This is a genomic window from Microbacterium trichothecenolyticum, from assembly GCF_041938625.1.
Lineage (GTDB): Bacteria > Actinomycetota > Actinomycetes > Actinomycetales > Microbacteriaceae > Microbacterium > Microbacterium trichothecenolyticum_D.
In genome coordinates this window covers 2,074,274-2,088,507 of record NZ_CP169427.1, presented here as the reverse complement: position 1 = coordinate 2,088,507, position 14,234 = coordinate 2,074,274, and the positions used below count along the sequence as shown (strand labels likewise).

14 protein-coding genes and 1 tRNA gene are annotated in these 14,234 nt (G+C 71.4%); 3 read left to right on the top strand and 12 right to left on the bottom strand.

The genetic code is table 11. From position 1 onward, the window contains the following. Positions 1 to 53: 53 nt before the first annotated feature. The 6 genes from tatA to ACEYYH_RS09505 all read right to left on the bottom strand — a co-directional run bounded on the left by tatA (position 54) and on the right by ACEYYH_RS09505 (position 5,078). Positions 54 to 299, bottom strand: coding sequence for a Sec-independent protein translocase subunit TatA (gene tatA / locus ACEYYH_RS09530; RefSeq protein ID WP_116193575.1), 246 nt, complete (start codon positions 297 to 299; stop codon positions 54 to 56). A 68-nt stretch (positions 300 to 367) separates the two neighbouring features. Then, positions 368 to 1,330, bottom strand: coding sequence for a helix-turn-helix transcriptional regulator (locus tag ACEYYH_RS09525; RefSeq protein ID WP_374977937.1), 963 nt, complete (start codon positions 1,328 to 1,330; stop codon positions 368 to 370). Beyond that, positions 1,327 to 2,322, bottom strand: a complete 996-nt coding sequence (locus ACEYYH_RS09520) for a helix-turn-helix transcriptional regulator (protein WP_374977936.1) — start codon at positions 2,320 to 2,322, stop codon at positions 1,327 to 1,329. The genes ACEYYH_RS09525 and ACEYYH_RS09520 overlap by 4 nt, the downstream gene beginning before the upstream one ends. A gap of 45 nt (positions 2,323 to 2,367) precedes the next feature. Next, entirely contained in the window at positions 2,368 to 3,333 is a 966-nt protein-coding gene (locus ACEYYH_RS09515) for an FKBP-type peptidyl-prolyl cis-trans isomerase (protein ID WP_374977935.1), read from the bottom strand. Positions 3,334 to 3,342: 9 nt separating this feature from the next. Continuing rightward, positions 3,343 to 4,374, bottom strand: a complete 1,032-nt coding sequence (locus ACEYYH_RS09510) for a tRNA (adenine-N1)-methyltransferase (RefSeq protein WP_374977934.1) — start codon at positions 4,372 to 4,374, stop codon at positions 3,343 to 3,345. Continuing rightward, entirely contained in the window at positions 4,371 to 5,078 is a 708-nt protein-coding gene (locus tag ACEYYH_RS09505) for an HAD family hydrolase (RefSeq protein ID WP_374977933.1), read from the bottom strand. The genes ACEYYH_RS09510 and ACEYYH_RS09505 overlap by 4 nt, the downstream gene beginning before the upstream one ends. A gap of 92 nt (positions 5,079 to 5,170) precedes the next feature. Here ACEYYH_RS09505 and ACEYYH_RS09500 point away from each other — a divergent pair, with 92 nt between their 5' ends. Then, a complete protein-coding gene (locus tag ACEYYH_RS09500) occupies positions 5,171 to 6,046 on the top strand; it encodes a PAC2 family protein (RefSeq protein WP_374977932.1) in 876 nt (291 codons plus the stop codon). A 56-nt stretch (positions 6,047 to 6,102) separates the two neighbouring features. Here ACEYYH_RS09500 and ACEYYH_RS09495 read toward each other — a convergent pair whose 3' ends face one another. The 5 genes from ACEYYH_RS09495 to ACEYYH_RS09475 all read right to left on the bottom strand — a co-directional run bounded on the left by ACEYYH_RS09495 (position 6,103) and on the right by ACEYYH_RS09475 (position 11,590). Further along, positions 6,103 to 6,924 (bottom strand): undecaprenyl-diphosphate phosphatase, encoded by an 822-nt coding sequence (locus tag ACEYYH_RS09495; protein ID WP_374977931.1) that lies wholly within the window; start codon positions 6,922 to 6,924, stop codon positions 6,103 to 6,105. Between the two features lie 57 nt (positions 6,925 to 6,981). Then, positions 6,982 to 8,283 carry a M20/M25/M40 family metallo-hydrolase gene (locus ACEYYH_RS09490; RefSeq protein ID WP_374977930.1) on the bottom strand — a complete coding sequence of 434 codons (1,302 nt, stop codon included), beginning with the start codon at positions 8,281 to 8,283 and terminating at the stop codon, positions 6,982 to 6,984. Positions 8,284 to 8,390: 107 nt separating this feature from the next. Next, positions 8,391 to 8,475: transfer RNA gene (locus tag ACEYYH_RS09485), tRNA-Leu, on the bottom strand. Positions 8,476 to 8,556: 81 nt separating this feature from the next. Then, the gene (locus ACEYYH_RS09480) at positions 8,557 to 9,645 is read right to left on the bottom strand and encodes a VIT1/CCC1 family protein (protein WP_374977929.1); all 1,089 of its coding nucleotides are present in this window, start codon (positions 9,643 to 9,645) and stop codon (positions 8,557 to 8,559) included. A 145-nt stretch (positions 9,646 to 9,790) separates the two neighbouring features. Then, positions 9,791 to 11,590: a DEAD/DEAH box helicase gene (locus tag ACEYYH_RS09475; RefSeq protein WP_374978197.1), complete on the bottom strand. Its 1,800-nt coding sequence runs from the start codon at positions 11,588 to 11,590 to the stop codon at positions 9,791 to 9,793. 259 nt (positions 11,591 to 11,849) lie between these two features. Here ACEYYH_RS09475 and ACEYYH_RS09470 point away from each other — a divergent pair, with 259 nt between their 5' ends. Then, on the top strand, positions 11,850 to 12,710 hold the full coding sequence (locus ACEYYH_RS09470) for an SGNH/GDSL hydrolase family protein (protein ID WP_374977928.1): 861 nt from the start codon (positions 11,850 to 11,852) through the stop codon (positions 12,708 to 12,710). 1 nt (position 12,711) lies between these two features. Continuing rightward, the gene (locus ACEYYH_RS09465) at positions 12,712 to 13,401 is read left to right on the top strand and encodes an SDR family oxidoreductase (protein WP_374977927.1); all 690 of its coding nucleotides are present in this window, start codon (positions 12,712 to 12,714) and stop codon (positions 13,399 to 13,401) included. Between the two features lie 24 nt (positions 13,402 to 13,425). Here ACEYYH_RS09465 and ACEYYH_RS09460 read toward each other — a convergent pair whose 3' ends face one another. Then, a complete protein-coding gene (locus tag ACEYYH_RS09460; RefSeq protein ID WP_374977926.1) occupies positions 13,426 to 14,229 on the bottom strand; it encodes a TrmH family RNA methyltransferase in 804 nt (267 codons plus the stop codon). Positions 14,230 to 14,234: the final 5 nt, after the last annotated feature.

The window sequence follows — 14,234 nt, the reverse complement described above, 5'->3', positions numbered from 1 at the left end:
CGAGGCTGCTCAGGCTCCTCGATGCGCGGTGGATCCGTGGTGACCACGGTGGGTCAGGATGACGGGTCTGCGGTGCTGCTCGAGCTCGCGGGGGTGTCGGCCTTGGGGGTCTCGGACGCCACGTTCTCGGCCTTCGGCTTCGCCGTGGAGTCGTCCTCCTTCATCGCCTTCATCTCTCCCTTGAAGACCCGGGCGGACTGACCGAGGCTCTTGGCCAGAGCCGGCAGTTTCGCAGCCCCGAAAAGGAGCAGGATCACCGCGAGGATGATCAGAAGGTGCGGCCATCCGAATGCGCCCATGCGGAATCTCCTTGTCGGTGCGGGATGTGCGAACAGTCTAACCTGACGACGAGGGCCCGGAACGGCCGTCACCGGTATTGCGCCAACCCCGCTTCGGCCCAATCGGCCACGGCACGGCGGGCTGCCGGGGGCTCGAGCACCTCGACCAGACCGCCCCGGCGTGCCGCGAGGCGGCGGAGGCTGAGTTCGTCGGCGACGCGCATGGTCGCGACCGTCAGGCCGTCGGAGGTCTCTAGCGACGCGCGGTCGAGGTAGTCGCCCAAGAGCGGCGCGACGTCCTCCGCGAAGCGGATGCGCGCGACCACGTCGCCCGCGTCGGTGTCGAACCAGTCCGGTGCCTGCTCGCCGGCGTGCGTGCTCGGGATGCCGGTGAGCTCGAGGTCGCTCACGCGGTCGAGATGGAACGTGCGCATCGCCTCGCGAAGGTGGCACCACCCCTGCAGGTACCACTGCCCGCTCGCGATGTGGACCTTCACCGGGTCGACCGTGCGCGTCGTGGGCGCCGCATCCGGCGCCTTGTACGTGAACGACACGGCGACGCCGCGCCGAAGCGCATCGGACACGAGGTCGCGCACGACGTCGACGGGCTCCGTGGCCAGGATCACCTCGGCCGGGATGCCGGACGCGCCCCGGGCGAGCTTCGCGAGCAGACCCGCGTAGAGCGCGGTGTCGCCGACACCGGGGATCGACCGCGCCAGCTGCAGGCCCGCGAGCAGCGCCGCCGCCTCGCGGGCCGTGAGCTTGGGGGCGCGCTCCAGGCCCACCGAGTTGGTGATGACGATGAGGTCGCGCTCGTCGAGCAGGTCCCAGTCGATGTCGAACAGATCGTTCGCCATCTGCCAGTAGCCGCGGTCACCGGGAAGGCCGATCACGGTGAGCTTCTCCACCATCGATCGCATCTGCTCGGGCGAGACGTCGAACTCGTCGGCCGCCTCGGCCAGCGAGACCTCGCCCTTGCCGATCAGATAGGGAACCAGCTGGAGCATGAGGGCCGCGCGATCGGTCGCGACGAGCTGGCGCCGGACGCTCATGAGATCCCCCCGTGGAGGTCGCGGGTCGCCGCGAGCCGCTCGATGACGCGATCGCGCAGATCGGCCGGCTCGACGACCCGCACCTCGGGACCATAGGAGGCGAGCTCGTCGGCGAAGATGTGCGCGTCGACGTACGGCACGCGGATCCCCTGCTCGGCCGGCTGCGCTCGCCGCGCGAGGCGCAGTGCCGCCTCGGTGCCGGGGTTCACCTCGAGCAGCGCCGAATTGCGCGCGGCGACCTCGTCGAGGCCGGCCAGAGCGCGCTCGCCCGCTCCCTCACGCAGCGCCGGGTCGAAGGACGCGCGGGTGACGGCGACCGGCCCGACGATACGCGCGAGCAGGAATGTGCGGTCCGCCTGGACGTCGAGGTCGATGCCGAACACGTGCCACCGCCCCTCGTACTCGACGAGCGCAAGGGGCTGCACGCGTCGGGTGCGGGGTGCGGCTTCGCCCGGCTTGAGGTACGGGAAGGTCACGACGCGGCTCGACTCGATCGCCTGCTGCAGCGCCGGGAACGCGGGATCGCGGAGGCTCAGGCGCGGTGAGAACCCGATGATGGGCTCGTCGACGAGATCGCCCAGAGCACGGATCTTGCGCAGGCCGCTGCGGGCGTCGTCCGACAGGGAGCTTTCGCTCCACACTCCGCCGGCGAGGGTCAGCAGCGCCAGTTCGGCCGGCGTGAACTCGATGTCCTCCGGAAGCTCGTACTCGGCGCTCGGGACCCGGTACCGCGCCTCGCGAAGGTCGTCGGGGTCGGCCCAGTCGCCGATCGTCTCGATCGGCACGCCGAGCCCGCGCAACGATTCCTTGTCGCGCTCGAACATCTTCTCGAGCGCGTCCTTCGACGCGCCGGCCTCGCTCTGCTCGCGGTAGCCCGCGACCGAGGTCAGGATGGTGTCCTTGGTGAGACCCTGATCCGTCGCGATGAGCGCCACCACGAGGTTCACCAGGCGCTCCTCGGGCGGGATCTTCGCGGCGGGAGTGGCAGGCACCCGCCTATCCTATGGCCGCCCGCGTCAGGGTCGCCGGACCTCGGGCTACTCCGCCGCCACCGCGTCGAGACCCAGGATGTCGATCACGAAGACCAGGGTCGAACCGGCCGGGATGCCGCCCTGCGCCTGGTCGCCGTAGCCCTGGTCGGGCGGCACGACGACGAGCACCTGAGAACCGACGGTCTGACCCTCGAGCGCCTGCGCGAAGCCCGGGACCACGCCGTCGAGCGTGAGCGATGCGGGCTCGCCGTCCCACGTCGTGTCGAAGGTCTCGTCTGCCCCCCAGACGACGCCGGTGTAGTGGACGCGCACCGGCTGCTCGCCGGTGACCTCCTCGCCGTCCCCCTTCTTGAGCGTCTGGATCGTCAGCTCGCTCGGCGCCGCGCCGTCGGGGATGATGAGGCCCGGGCGTCCGTCGGGCGCACGCACGACGCTCGGCAGCCCGAAGCCGCTGTTGAACTGGTTCTGGCCGTCGGCGGCCGCGAGGTACACCTTGCGGAGGTCGATGACGGCGACGAGGGCGTCTCCGTCATCGAGGCCCGCCTGCTCGGCGACGCCGTCGCCGAGGTCGTCGGGCGACAGCGCGATGGCCACGCGGGATCCTTCGGTGGCGCAGTGCAGTGCATCCTCGAAGCCGGGGAAGTTGGCGAACTGCGCGACCGAGCCGACCCGCGACAGGTCGCCGTCGTACGGCGTCGCGGCGAGCAGCTCACCGGTCGTGCCGCTGAACAGTGCGACGTCCAGCACGAGGGGCTGGTTGACGGAGGTGATGGCGGTGCCCTCACCCGTCACGACGTCCTGGTAGGCGAGCTCCGGGGCCTTCACCGGCGTGTACAGGTCGACTTCGGGCTCGTCTTCGACATCGCCGGTGACGGTGATGAGGTCCATCACGTCGGGGTTCGACACGTCGGGACGCGAGCAGTCGGAGGTGGACGAGCCGGGCAGCGAGCATCCGGCCAGGCCGACGGTCACCAGTCCCAGGACAACCAGGGCAGCGGGGATCTTGCGCACCGGGCTAGTTTAGGCGGACTCGTCGGGCGCGCCGGACCGTCCGGCCGCCCGGCGTGCGCCCTCGGCCGCGCGCTCGGCCTCACGGACCCGCTTGCGCAGGTTCTTGTCGGTGATCTGCCGGTCGCCGACGGCGCCCGGGGTCCACAGCTCCACGTCCTCGTCGCCGTAGCTCGACTTCGACGCGCGGCGCTTGACCTCGGGCGGGATCGCGCCCGGAGCGAGCCGGCGTGCCCACACCAGGAAGCCGGTGTGCGCGACCATGCGATGATCGGGGCGCACCGCGAGGCCCTCGACGTGCCAGCCGCGCACCATGGTCTCGTTGGCGTCGGGCTCGGTGAAGAGCCCCGTGCCGCGGATGTACTCCGCGACACGGCTCAGCTGGGTCGCGGTCGCGACGTAGCAGACGACGACTCCGCCGGGCGTGAGCGCCTCGGCCACCGCGTCGATGCACTCCCAGGGCGCGAGCATGTCGAGCACGACACGATCGACGGATGCCTCGGCCACCGTGTCGTTCAGCTCCTCGGCGAGGTCGCCCACGACCACGTCCCAGTTCGCCGGGACATGCCCCGTGAAGGTCTCGACGTTCGCCCGTGCGACCGCGGCGAAGTCGTCCCGGCGCTCGAAGGAGACGAGCCGCCCTTCGCTGCCGATCGCGCGGAGCAGCCACAGCGACAGCGCCCCCGAGCCCACGCCGGCCTCGACGACCGTGGCGCCGGGGAAGATGTCGGCCTCCGCAAGGATCTGCGCGGCGTCCTTCGGGTACACGATCGCCGCTCCACGCGGCATCGACATCACGAAGTCGCGCAGCAGCGGGCGCAGCGCCAGGTACTCGTGCCCGCCGCTGTTCGCGACGACGGACCCGTCGGGCTGCCCGACGAGCTGCGAGTGCCGCAGCACGCCGTGATGGGTGTGCAGCTCGCCGCCCTCACGCAGCGTGATGGTGTGGAGGCGACCCTTGGGACCGGTGAGCTGCACGCGGTCGCCGAGGCGGAAGGGGCCGCTCGGGCGCGCGCCCGCGGTTTCCAGGTTGTCGTCGGTCATCGGGCGGTCTCCTCGGCGGGGTGGGGGGCGTGGACGCGGGCGCGGTGCGCCGCGTGGAACTCGGCGACGTCGGCGGCGGTGCGTCCTTCGAGGCTCTCCCAGATCGTGTGGGCGCCGGCGCCGGTGAGCGACACCATGAGCGGCACGCCGATGACCGACGCGCCCGAGGCGACCGCCGAGCGCAGCCCGTTGGGCGAGTCCTCGATGGCGACGGTCTCGTCGGGCGCGACGCCGAGCGCCTCGCACGCCTGCAGGTACGGGTCGGGGAAGGGCTTCGGGCGGGTGACGTCGTCGCCCGCGACGACGACGTCGAAGGCGTCGAAGTCGATGAGATCGACGACGGTCTGCGCCATGCGGCGCATCGACATCGTCACGAGCCCGGTCTTGATGCCGGCCTCGCGCAGGCTCGCGAGCAGCTCGCGGGCGCCGGGCCGGAACGGCACGCCGGTCGCCGACAGCTGGCGCATGACGTCGTCGGTGAGGTGGTCGATGATCGCGTCGGTGTTCATGCGCACACCCGTGCCCTGCAGGATGCGAGCCGAGTCCTCGAGTCCGAGGCCGACCAGGCCGAGGGCCTGCTCATGGGACCACGTCCCTCCGAAGCTCTCGATGAGAGGCGTCTCCGCCGCCATCCAGTACGGCTCGGTGTCGACGAGGGTGCCGTCCATGTCCCACAGGACGGCGGCGAGTCGGGGCGCATTCACCGTGCAATCCTACCGAGGGGGCTCCGGCCCTCCCCTGGGGCGGGGGCCTATCCTGGAAGGAACCCGCAGCCGATGCGGGCGAAGGGGGTCTCGTGGACGGACTGGGTCGTCGTGTTCTCGTCGCAGCGTTCGACGGCTGGAACGACGCGGGCGAAGCCGCGTCGTCCGCGATCACGCAGCTGCGCGAAGGCGGCTCGTACGAGACGGTGTTCTCGGTCGATCCCGAGCTGTACTTCGACTACCAGTACACGCGTCCGCACATCGGCGCGGACGGCGACGGAAGCCGCACCCTGCGCTGGCCCGAGGCCACGCTCCTGCGCCCCGCGCAGGCGACCCGGGGGACGCAGCTGTGGCTGCTCACCGGCGTCGAGCCCGCCCGCGCCTGGCAGGCGTTCTCGTCGGAGTTCATCGACGTCGCGCTCCGCGAAGACATCACGGGGTTCGTCGCGATCGGCTCGATGATGTCGGACGTGCCGCACACCCGGCCGATCTCGGTCTTCTCCGGCAGCGACAACGAAAACCTGCGGACGGCGCTCGAGCTCGAGCGCAGCACCTACGAGGGCCCGGTCGGCATCCTCAGCGTGCTGGGCGACGCCGCCGAGCGCGCAGGCATCCCGACGGCGAGCCTGTGGGCGAGCGTGCCGCACTACGTCGCGGGTCACACGCCCTCGCCCAAGGCGACGCTGGCGCTCCTCGACCGGCTCGAAGACATCACCGGCGCTCCCGTCCCGCGCGGCGACCTCGCCACGGAGGCGGCGGCGTGGGAGGCCTCCATCGACGCGGCCGCGGCCGACGACGAGGAGATGACCGAGTACATCCACCAGCTCGAGCGCACCCGCGACACGTGGGACTCCCCCGAGGCTTCGGGCGACGCGATCGCGCAGGAGTTCGAGCGGTACCTGCGCCGTACGGACGGCAAGCCGGGCGACGGGCCGAGCAAGCCCGGCCGCGACGACCCGCGCCGCTGAGCGCCCGTCGACAGGCTCAGCCACCCGCCGGGCGCATTGCGGACCGGCCGCGGGTCCTACGGGTTGATGACGCCCATGCTGAGCAGCACCAGCAGCAGTGACCCCAGCGCCACGCGGTAGACCACGAACGGCAGGAAGCTGTGCTTGGAGATCCAGTTCATGAAGAACGCGATCACTCCGAGGGCGACGATGAACGCGACGGCGGTCGCCACCGCGGTCTCGCCGAGGGTGAACACCCCGGGCTCGTCGAGGCTCTTGAACAGCTGGAAGAAGCCGCTGCCGAAGACGGCGGGGATCGCGAGCAGGAACGCATAGCGGGCGGCGGCCGCCCGCTCGTAGCCCATGAAGAGGCCGGCGGTGATGGTTCCGCCTGAGCGCGACACGCCCGGGATGAGCGCGAGCGACTGCGCGAAGCCGTAGATCACGCCGTGGCCGATCGTGATGTCCTGCAGCTTGCGCTTCTTGGCGCCGACGTGGTCGGCGATGCCGAGCAGCACGCCGAAGAAGATCAGCATGCCGGCGGTGATCCAGAGCGACCGCAGCACCGTCTCGATCTGGTCCTGGAACAGCAGGCCGAGCACCACGATGGGGATCGACCCGACGATGATGAGCCAGCCGAGCTTCGCGTCGGGGTCGCCCGGCGGGATGCGACCGAACAGCGCCCGGAACCAGTGCCCGATGATGCGCACGATGTCGCGCCAGAAGAAGACCACGACGGCAGCCTCGGTGCCGATCTGGGTGATCGCGGTGAAGGCCGCGCCCGGATCCTCGGCCGACGGCAGGAACTCACCGAGGATGCGCAGGTGCGCGCTCGACGAGATCGGGAGGAACTCGGTCAGTCCCTGGACGAAGCCGAGGATGATCGCTTCGAGAAGCATGGGCGCCTTTCAGCCGTGCCATGACGGATGCCGCGGGGCGCGGCATCCGCTCGGTTCTCAGTAGGTGCGGAGCAGATCGGTGAGGACGGACTGGCCGAACACGAGCGCGTCGATCGGGACGCGCTCGTCGACGCCGTGGAACATGCCCGTGAAGTCGAGGTCGGACGGCAGGCGCAGCGGAGCGAAGCCGTAGCCGGCGATGCCGAGGGTGGCCAGCGCCTTGTTGTCGGTGCCGCCGCCCATGAGGTACGGCACGACGGGCGCGCCCGGGTCGTGGCGGCCCAGCGCCGCGACCATCGCGTCGACGAGGTCGCCCGAGAAGGGGACCTCGAGGCCGATGTCCTGGTGGACGACTTCGACCTCAACGTCGTCGCCCACGATGCGGCGGATGTCGGCCAGGGCGGCTTCCTCGGTGCCGGGGAGCGCCCGCACGTCGATGAGCGCCTCGGCCCGGTCGGGGATGACGTTGTGCTTGTACCCGGCCACGAGACCGGTGGGATTGGTCGTCGTCCGCAGCGTGGAGCGGAGGAATCCGGATGCTGCGCCCGTGGCCGCCGCGACGGCGTCGGGGTCGGCGGCGCCCTGGCCGGTGAGCGCGGCGAGCCGCTCGCTCATCTCGCGCGAGGTGTCGGTGAGGGTCACCGGCCAGGCGGTGCGGCCGAGCGCCGCGACGGCCTCGGCGAGCCGCGTCACGGCGTTGTCGTCGTGCAGCTTGGAGCCGTGCGCGGCGCGTCCGCGCGCGACGAGACGGATCCAGATGAGTGCCTTCTCCCCCACCTGCAGGAGGTACGCGTGGCGGTCGCCGATCGGGATCGAGTACCCGCCGACCTCGCTGATCGCCTCGGTGGCGCCCGCGAACCACTCCGGACGGTCGCGGACCACCAGCGCGGACCCCTCGACACCGCCGTTCTCCTCGTCGGCGAAGAACGTCAGGACCAGGTCGCGCTCGGGCTGCTCGCCGGCGCGCAGGATGTCGGCGACCGACGTCAGGATCATGGCGTCCATGTCCTTCATGTCGACCGCGCCGCGGCCCCACAGCATCCCGTCTTTCACCACGCCCTCGAACGGGTCGACGCTCCAGTCCTCGGCGATGGCCGGGACGACGTCGAGGTGGCCGTGCAGCACGAGCGCGGGCTTGTCGCGCTTGCGGCCCGGAACGCGTGCCATGACGTTCGTACGGCGCGGGAGCGGCTCGTAGAACTCGGGCGTCACGCCGAGCGTCTCGAGGTACGCGCCGACGTACTCCGCGGCCTCCCGCTCTCCGGCGGCGCGGCCGCCGCCGTGGTTCGTCGTGTCGAAGCGGATGAGATCCCGCGCGAGCGCGGCGACTTCGGGCAGTTCGGCATCGGATGAGGGCACGCGTTCCAACCTAGCCGTCACTGGTTTCCCGTCCGTTTCCGAATGCCGTGGTCGACCCGCGAGAACTCGCAACGAAGAAGGCCCCCTTTCGGGGGCCTTCTTCACTGTGCGCGAGGGGGGACTTGAACCCCCACGCCCTATACGGGCACTAGCACCTCAAGCTAGCGCGTCTACCTATTCCGCCACCCGCGCAGGTGGTTTTCGGTTTCGCAACCGAGGAATGACATTACCACGTCACCGGAGGTTCAACGAATCGACGGACGCCCGGGCGCGTCATCCCATCGAAACCCCGAACAACAGGCCCAGGACGTAGGTCACGGCGGCGGCGCCGAAGCCGATCGCGAGCTGACGCAGGGCGCGCTTGAGCGGCGGAGCGCCGGACAGCAGGCCGACAGCGGCACCGGTCGACATCAGCGCGATACCGACCAGCACGAGGGCAACGACGACGGCGGTGAGGCCGGACAGGCCCAACATCCAGGGCAGCACGGGGATGATCGCGCCGGACGCGAAGAACAGGAAGCTCGACAGCGCCGCAGCCCAGGCGCTTCCCACGACCTCCCCGTGGTCGGCGACCGAGATCGGGCCGGTGTCGGCGCGTCCCTGACCGAGCGCGTGTGCGGCTTCGACGACGCGGCGGGCGCGCGCTGATGCCTCAGCCTCGGGCATCCCCCGGGTCCGGTAGACCAGTGCCAGCTCGTTGGCGTCGATGTCGAGGTGCGGGATCGCACCGTCGGCGTAGTCGCTCGGCTCGGTGGCCGCCAGGAGTTCGCGTTGCGAGCGGACCGACACGAACTCGCCGGCCCCCATCGACAACGCGCCCGCGAGCAGGCCCGCGATGCCGCTGAAGAGGACGAACTGGCTCGAGACGCCGGTTGCGCCGATGCCCATGACGAGCGCGAGGTTCGAGACGAGGCCGTCGTTCGCACCGAAGACCGCGGCACGGAACGTGCCCGACAGGCGACGGCGTCCGCGGGCGGCGAGCCCGCGCACGACTTCGTGGTGGATCCGCTCGTCGGCCGCCATCGTCGGGGTCGCGAAGGGCTCGTCGTCGTAGGGCGAGCGGGCCTCGGCGTTCTGGGCGAGGGCGAGCACGAAGATCGAGCCGAAACGCGTGGCCATCCAGCCGAGCATGCGCGTGCGGACGTCGGCCTGCGGAAGTCGCGCGGGCTCGCTTCGAAGCAGCTGCAGCCAGTGGGCCTCGTGGCGCCCCTCGGCCTCCGCGAGGGCCAGAAGGATCTCGCGCTCCTCCCCCGTGCGCCGTCCGGCGAGCTCGCGGTACACGTGCGCCTCCGCGCGCTCGTTCACGAGGTACTGCGCCCAGCGGCGTCGATCGCGGTCGGTCGGTGCGGCGGGCGTGCTCACTCGGGCCTCCAGTCAGGGGTGCGGGACCCGTCAACGCTAGCCACCGCCGCGAGCCGGGAAGCGCGAAAACCAAGGATTGCCAGCATTTCGGGTTTCCGAACCTCACCGGCCTTCTGGCGGCAGCAGGAGCCTCCGCCGGCTCGTGTCAGGAGCGCACGCGCTTGCGCAGGACGTCGATGCGGGACTGCAGCTGCGTGACCGTCGCGTGCGACACGGCGGGGCCGCCGCAGATGCGCCGCAGCTCGGCGTGCACGAGGCCGTGCGCCTCGCCCGTCTGGCGGGCGTAGAGGCCGACGAGGCTGTTGAGCAGCTGGCGCTGCTCTTTGAGCGTGCGGTGCAGCGCCTGGGGCAGCGCGGGCTCCTCCTCGGGCGCCGTCGACTCCTGTGCCTCGCGGGCGCTCCGGTGTCGCGACTGCCGCGAGACCCGCGACATGAGCACGTCGTGCACCTGGTCGGGTTCGAGCAGGCCCGGGATCCCGAGGAACTCCTCCTCCTCGGGAGTGCCCGGCACGGCGAGCTGGCCGAACTCCTGGCCGTCGAAGAGCACACGGTCGAAGTGGGCGAGCGAGCCGAGGGCCTGGTAGGAGAACTCCTCCTCGAGCGCATCGGACGCCTTGTCCTCACGCTCTGCCGCGTTCATCAGGTCTTCTTCGGCGTTCCACTCGTCCTCGCCGTCGGAGTCGCGGTCGAGCGCGTGGTCGCGCTGCCGCTCCATCTCGTTGGCGAGGGCGAGCAGCTGCGGCACGTTCGGCAGGAACACGCTCGCGGTTTCGCCGCGGCGGCGGGCGCGCACGAAGCGTCCGATGGCCTGGGCGAAGAACAGCGGCGTCGACGCGCTCGTCGCGTACACGCCGACAGCGAGGCGCGGCACGTCCACACCCTCTGACACCATGCGCACCGCCACCATCCAGCGGGTCGTCGCCTTCGAGAACTCCTCGATGCGGCTCGAGGCCTCCGCCTCGTCCGACAGCACGACGGTCGGGGCCTCGCCGCTGATGTCGTGCAGGATCGCGGCGTAGGCGCGCGCAGCGGTCTGGTCCGTCGCGATCACCAGGCCGCCGGCATCCGGAACATGCTCTCGCACCTCGGTGAGCCGACGGTCGGCCGACCGCAGGACGGCGGGGATCCAGTCGCCTTCGGGGTCGAGCGCGGTACGCCACGCCTGCGAGGTGATGTCCTTCGTGTTGTCCTGGCCGAGCTGCGCCTCCATCTCCTCGCCGGTCTTGGTGCGCCAGCGCATCTGGCCGGCGTAGACCATGAAGAGCACCGGGCGCACGACGCCGTCCTCGAGTGCACGACGGTAGCCGTAGGCGTAATCGGTGCGGGAGACACGGATGCCCTTGGCATCCGGGTGGTACTCGACGAACGGGATGGGCGCCGTGTCGCTGCGGAACGGCGTTCCGCTGAGCAGCAGCCGGCGGGTCGCCCGCGCATACGCCTCGCGGAGCGCGTCACCCCAGCTGAGCGCGTCGCCGCCGTGGTGCACCTCGTCGAGGATCACCAGCGTGCGCGCATCCATCGTCAGTCGCTGATGGACGGATGCCTTGACCGCGACCTGCGCGTAGGTGACGGCGACGCCGTGGTACTGGCGCGCGGGCGCGAAGTGGCGGTTGCTGAACGCCGGGTCGAGGCGGATGCCCACCCGCGCGGCCGCGTCGGCCCACTGCGTCTTGAGGTGCTCGGTCGGAGCGACGACGACGATGCGGTTGACGACCCGGCGCCGCAGCAGCTCGCTGGCGAGGCGGAGGGCGAACGTCGTCTTGCCGGCGCCCGGGGTCGCCGCGGCGAGGAAGTCGCGGGGTCCGCCGCCGGGGCCGTCGGGGCCGTCCAGCCCGAAGTAGAGGTCGAGCGCCTCGGCCTGCCACGCGCGCAGGCGCTGGGCGGTTCCCCACGGCGCGCGCTGCGGGTAGGTCGGCGACAGGTGCTCGGCAGCGAAGCTGCCGATGTGCGGCTCGGCGCCGTGCGGGCCGGTGGCGAGCCGGCCTGCGGACGACTCGGTGAGGAGGCTTTCGGGTGGGGCGGGCCGCGATTCGATCGTGGTTTCGTCCGTCACCGATCACACCTCCCCCGTAGACAACGAGTCACCACGATAGACGACCCGCACGACATCGGCGGGCCGAGGCGTCGCCGGGTTGCGGCATCCGGTGATGTCCCTCGCCGCGATAGCCTGACTGTCGGTCACGAGCCGACGAAGGGAAAGACGGATGTCCACGAGAGAAGATCCCCGCAGCCCCTACGTCGCGAACGCCGGGCCGCACCCCTGGCGCCGCTACGTCGCGATCGGCGACTCCTTCACGGAGGGTGTGGGCGACCCGGAGCCGTCCGCGCCGAACGGGTTCCGCGGGTGGGCCGACCGCGTCGCCGAGGTGCTCTCGGAGCAGGTCGACGACTTCGCCTACGCGAACCTCGCGATCCGCGGGCGCCTCATCGGCCAGATCGTCGACGAGCAGGTGGCGCCGGCCATCGCGCTCAAGCCCGACCTCGTGACCTTCTCGGCCGGCGGCAACGACGTCATCCGTCCCAGCGGCGACCCCGACCACGTCGCCCAGCTCTTCGAGGACGCCGTCGTGCGACTCTCACGCGACGGCGCGACCGTGGTCGTGTTCACCGGCATCGACACGGCATTCACCCCGGTGTTCCGCGGCATACGCGGCAAGGTCGCCATCTACAACGAGAACATCCGGGCGATCGCCGACAAGTACGACTGCATCGTCGCCGACCAGTGGGCGCTCAAGGAGGTGCAGGACATGCGCTTCTTCGACGACGACCGCCTGCACTACAACGCGCTCGGCCACCACGAAGTCGCACGCATGGTGCTGCGCGCGCTGAACGTGCCGAACGAGCTGCAGCCGATGCAGCCCGACCCGCTTCCCCTGCGCACCTGGCGCCAGGCCCGCGCCGTCGACATCGTGTGGGCACGCGAATACCTCGTGCCGTGGGTGCTGCGCCGCGTGCGCCACCAGTCCTCCGGCGACCACGTCACGGCCAAGCGGCCCGACCCGCTGCCGGTGATCACGATCGCCCCGGGAACGGATGCTTCGGCACAGCGCGGCGAGGAGGTCTGACGTGGCGACGCACCTCGTGACCGGCGCGGGCTCCGGAATCGGCGCCGCGCTGACCGAGCGGCTCGTCGCGCGCGGCGACGACCTCTGGCTCCTCGTGCGGGACGCCGGCCGCGCCGCGCAGCTGCGCGAGCGCTTCCCCGGCGCGCAGACGCTCGTCGGCGACCTCGCCGACCCTGCCCGCCTGTCGTGGGCGTTCAGCCATCAGAGCGTGCCGCCGCAGCTCGATTCGCTCATCCACGTGGCGGGCGTCGTGGAGCTCGGCGCGATCGGCGAGACGCCGGTCGCGACGTGGCAGCACCAGCTCAACGTCAACGCCGTCGCGCCGGCGGAGCTCACCCGCCTGATGCTTCCGGCCCTGCGCACCGCGCGCGGACGCGTCGTCTTCGTGAACTCCGGCGCCGGCCTGCGCGTGAGCCCCGAATGGGGGTCCTACGGTGCGAGCAAGTTCGCCGTGCGGGCCGTCGCCGACGCCCTCCGCGAGGAGGAGCGGGCGAACGGCGTGCGCGTGACGACGGTGTACCCCGGCCGGACGGCGACGCCGATGCAGGAGAAGGTGCACCAGCAGGAGGGCGCGGACTACGACGCGTCGCAGTGGATCGATCCGGCATCGGTCGCCACCGCGATCCTGGCGGCCCTCGACCTGCCCCGCGACGCGGACCTCACCGAGATGATGGTCCGCCCCGGCGCCTGACGCCCGATCGATCGTTCCCGGGGATCAGCGCGCCCGCAGCTCCCACAGTGCGACGGCGCTCGCCGCGGCGACGTTGAGCGAGTCGACGCCGCCCGCCATGGGGATCGTGACGACGGTGTCGGCCGCCTCGAGCGCCCGGCGCGACAGCCCGTCGCCCTCGGCGCCGAGCATGAGCGCGACCCGCTCCGGGCGGCGTGCGCTGTAGTCGGCGAGCGAGACGGCCTCGTCCGACAGGGCGAGCGCCGCGAGTTCGAAGCCCGCGTCGCGCAGCACCCCGCGCGCCTCGCCCCACTCGGGCAGCCGCGTCCACGGCACCTGGAACACCGTGCCCATGCTCACCCGCACGCTGCGCCGGTAGAGCGGGTCGGCGCACCTCGGACTGATCAGCACCGCGTCGGCCCCGAGACCGGCCGCAGCGCGGAAGATCGCCCCCACGTTGGTGTGGTCGACGATGTCCTCGAGCACGACGACGAGCCCCGCGTCCGCGACGACCTCGGCGACGGGCGGGAGCTCGGGCCGGTGCATCGACGCCAGCGCACCGCGGTGCACGGCGTACCCGGTCAGGGACTCGGCGATCTCCGGGGTGACGACGTACGTCGGGACCGCAGCATCCGTCACCAATTCCTCGATGTCGGGGAGCCACTTGTCCTGCACGAGGACCGATCGAGGGCGATGGCCGGCGGCGATCGCGCGTCCGATGACCTTCGCCGACTCGGCGATGTACAGGCCGCCCTCGGGCTCGATCACGCGCCGCAGGGCGACATCGGTGAGATCGCGGTAATCCGTGAGCCGCTCGTCGGAGGCGTCGGTGATCTGGATCGCGTGCATCGCGT

What these genes read in the sequence shown, in the direction of transcription:
- tatA (WP_116193575.1), bottom strand. Translation starts at nt 299, where the DNA reads ATGGGCGCATTCGGATGGCCGCACCTTCTGATCATCCTCGCGGTGATC.
- ACEYYH_RS09525 (WP_374977937.1), bottom strand. Translation starts at nt 1,330, where the DNA reads ATGAGCGTCCGGCGCCAGCTCGTCGCGACCGATCGCGCGGCCCTCATG.
- ACEYYH_RS09510 (WP_374977934.1), bottom strand. Translation starts at nt 4,374, where the DNA reads ATGACCGACGACAACCTGGAAACCGCGGGCGCGCGCCCGAGCGGCCCC.
- ACEYYH_RS09495 (WP_374977931.1), bottom strand. Translation starts at nt 6,924, where the DNA reads ATGCTTCTCGAAGCGATCATCCTCGGCTTCGTCCAGGGACTGACCGAG.
- ACEYYH_RS09470 (WP_374977928.1), top strand. Translation starts at nt 11,850, where the DNA reads ATGTCCACGAGAGAAGATCCCCGCAGCCCCTACGTCGCGAACGCCGGG.
- ACEYYH_RS09460 (WP_374977926.1), bottom strand. Translation starts at nt 14,229, where the DNA reads ATGCACGCGATCCAGATCACCGACGCCTCCGACGAGCGGCTCACGGAT.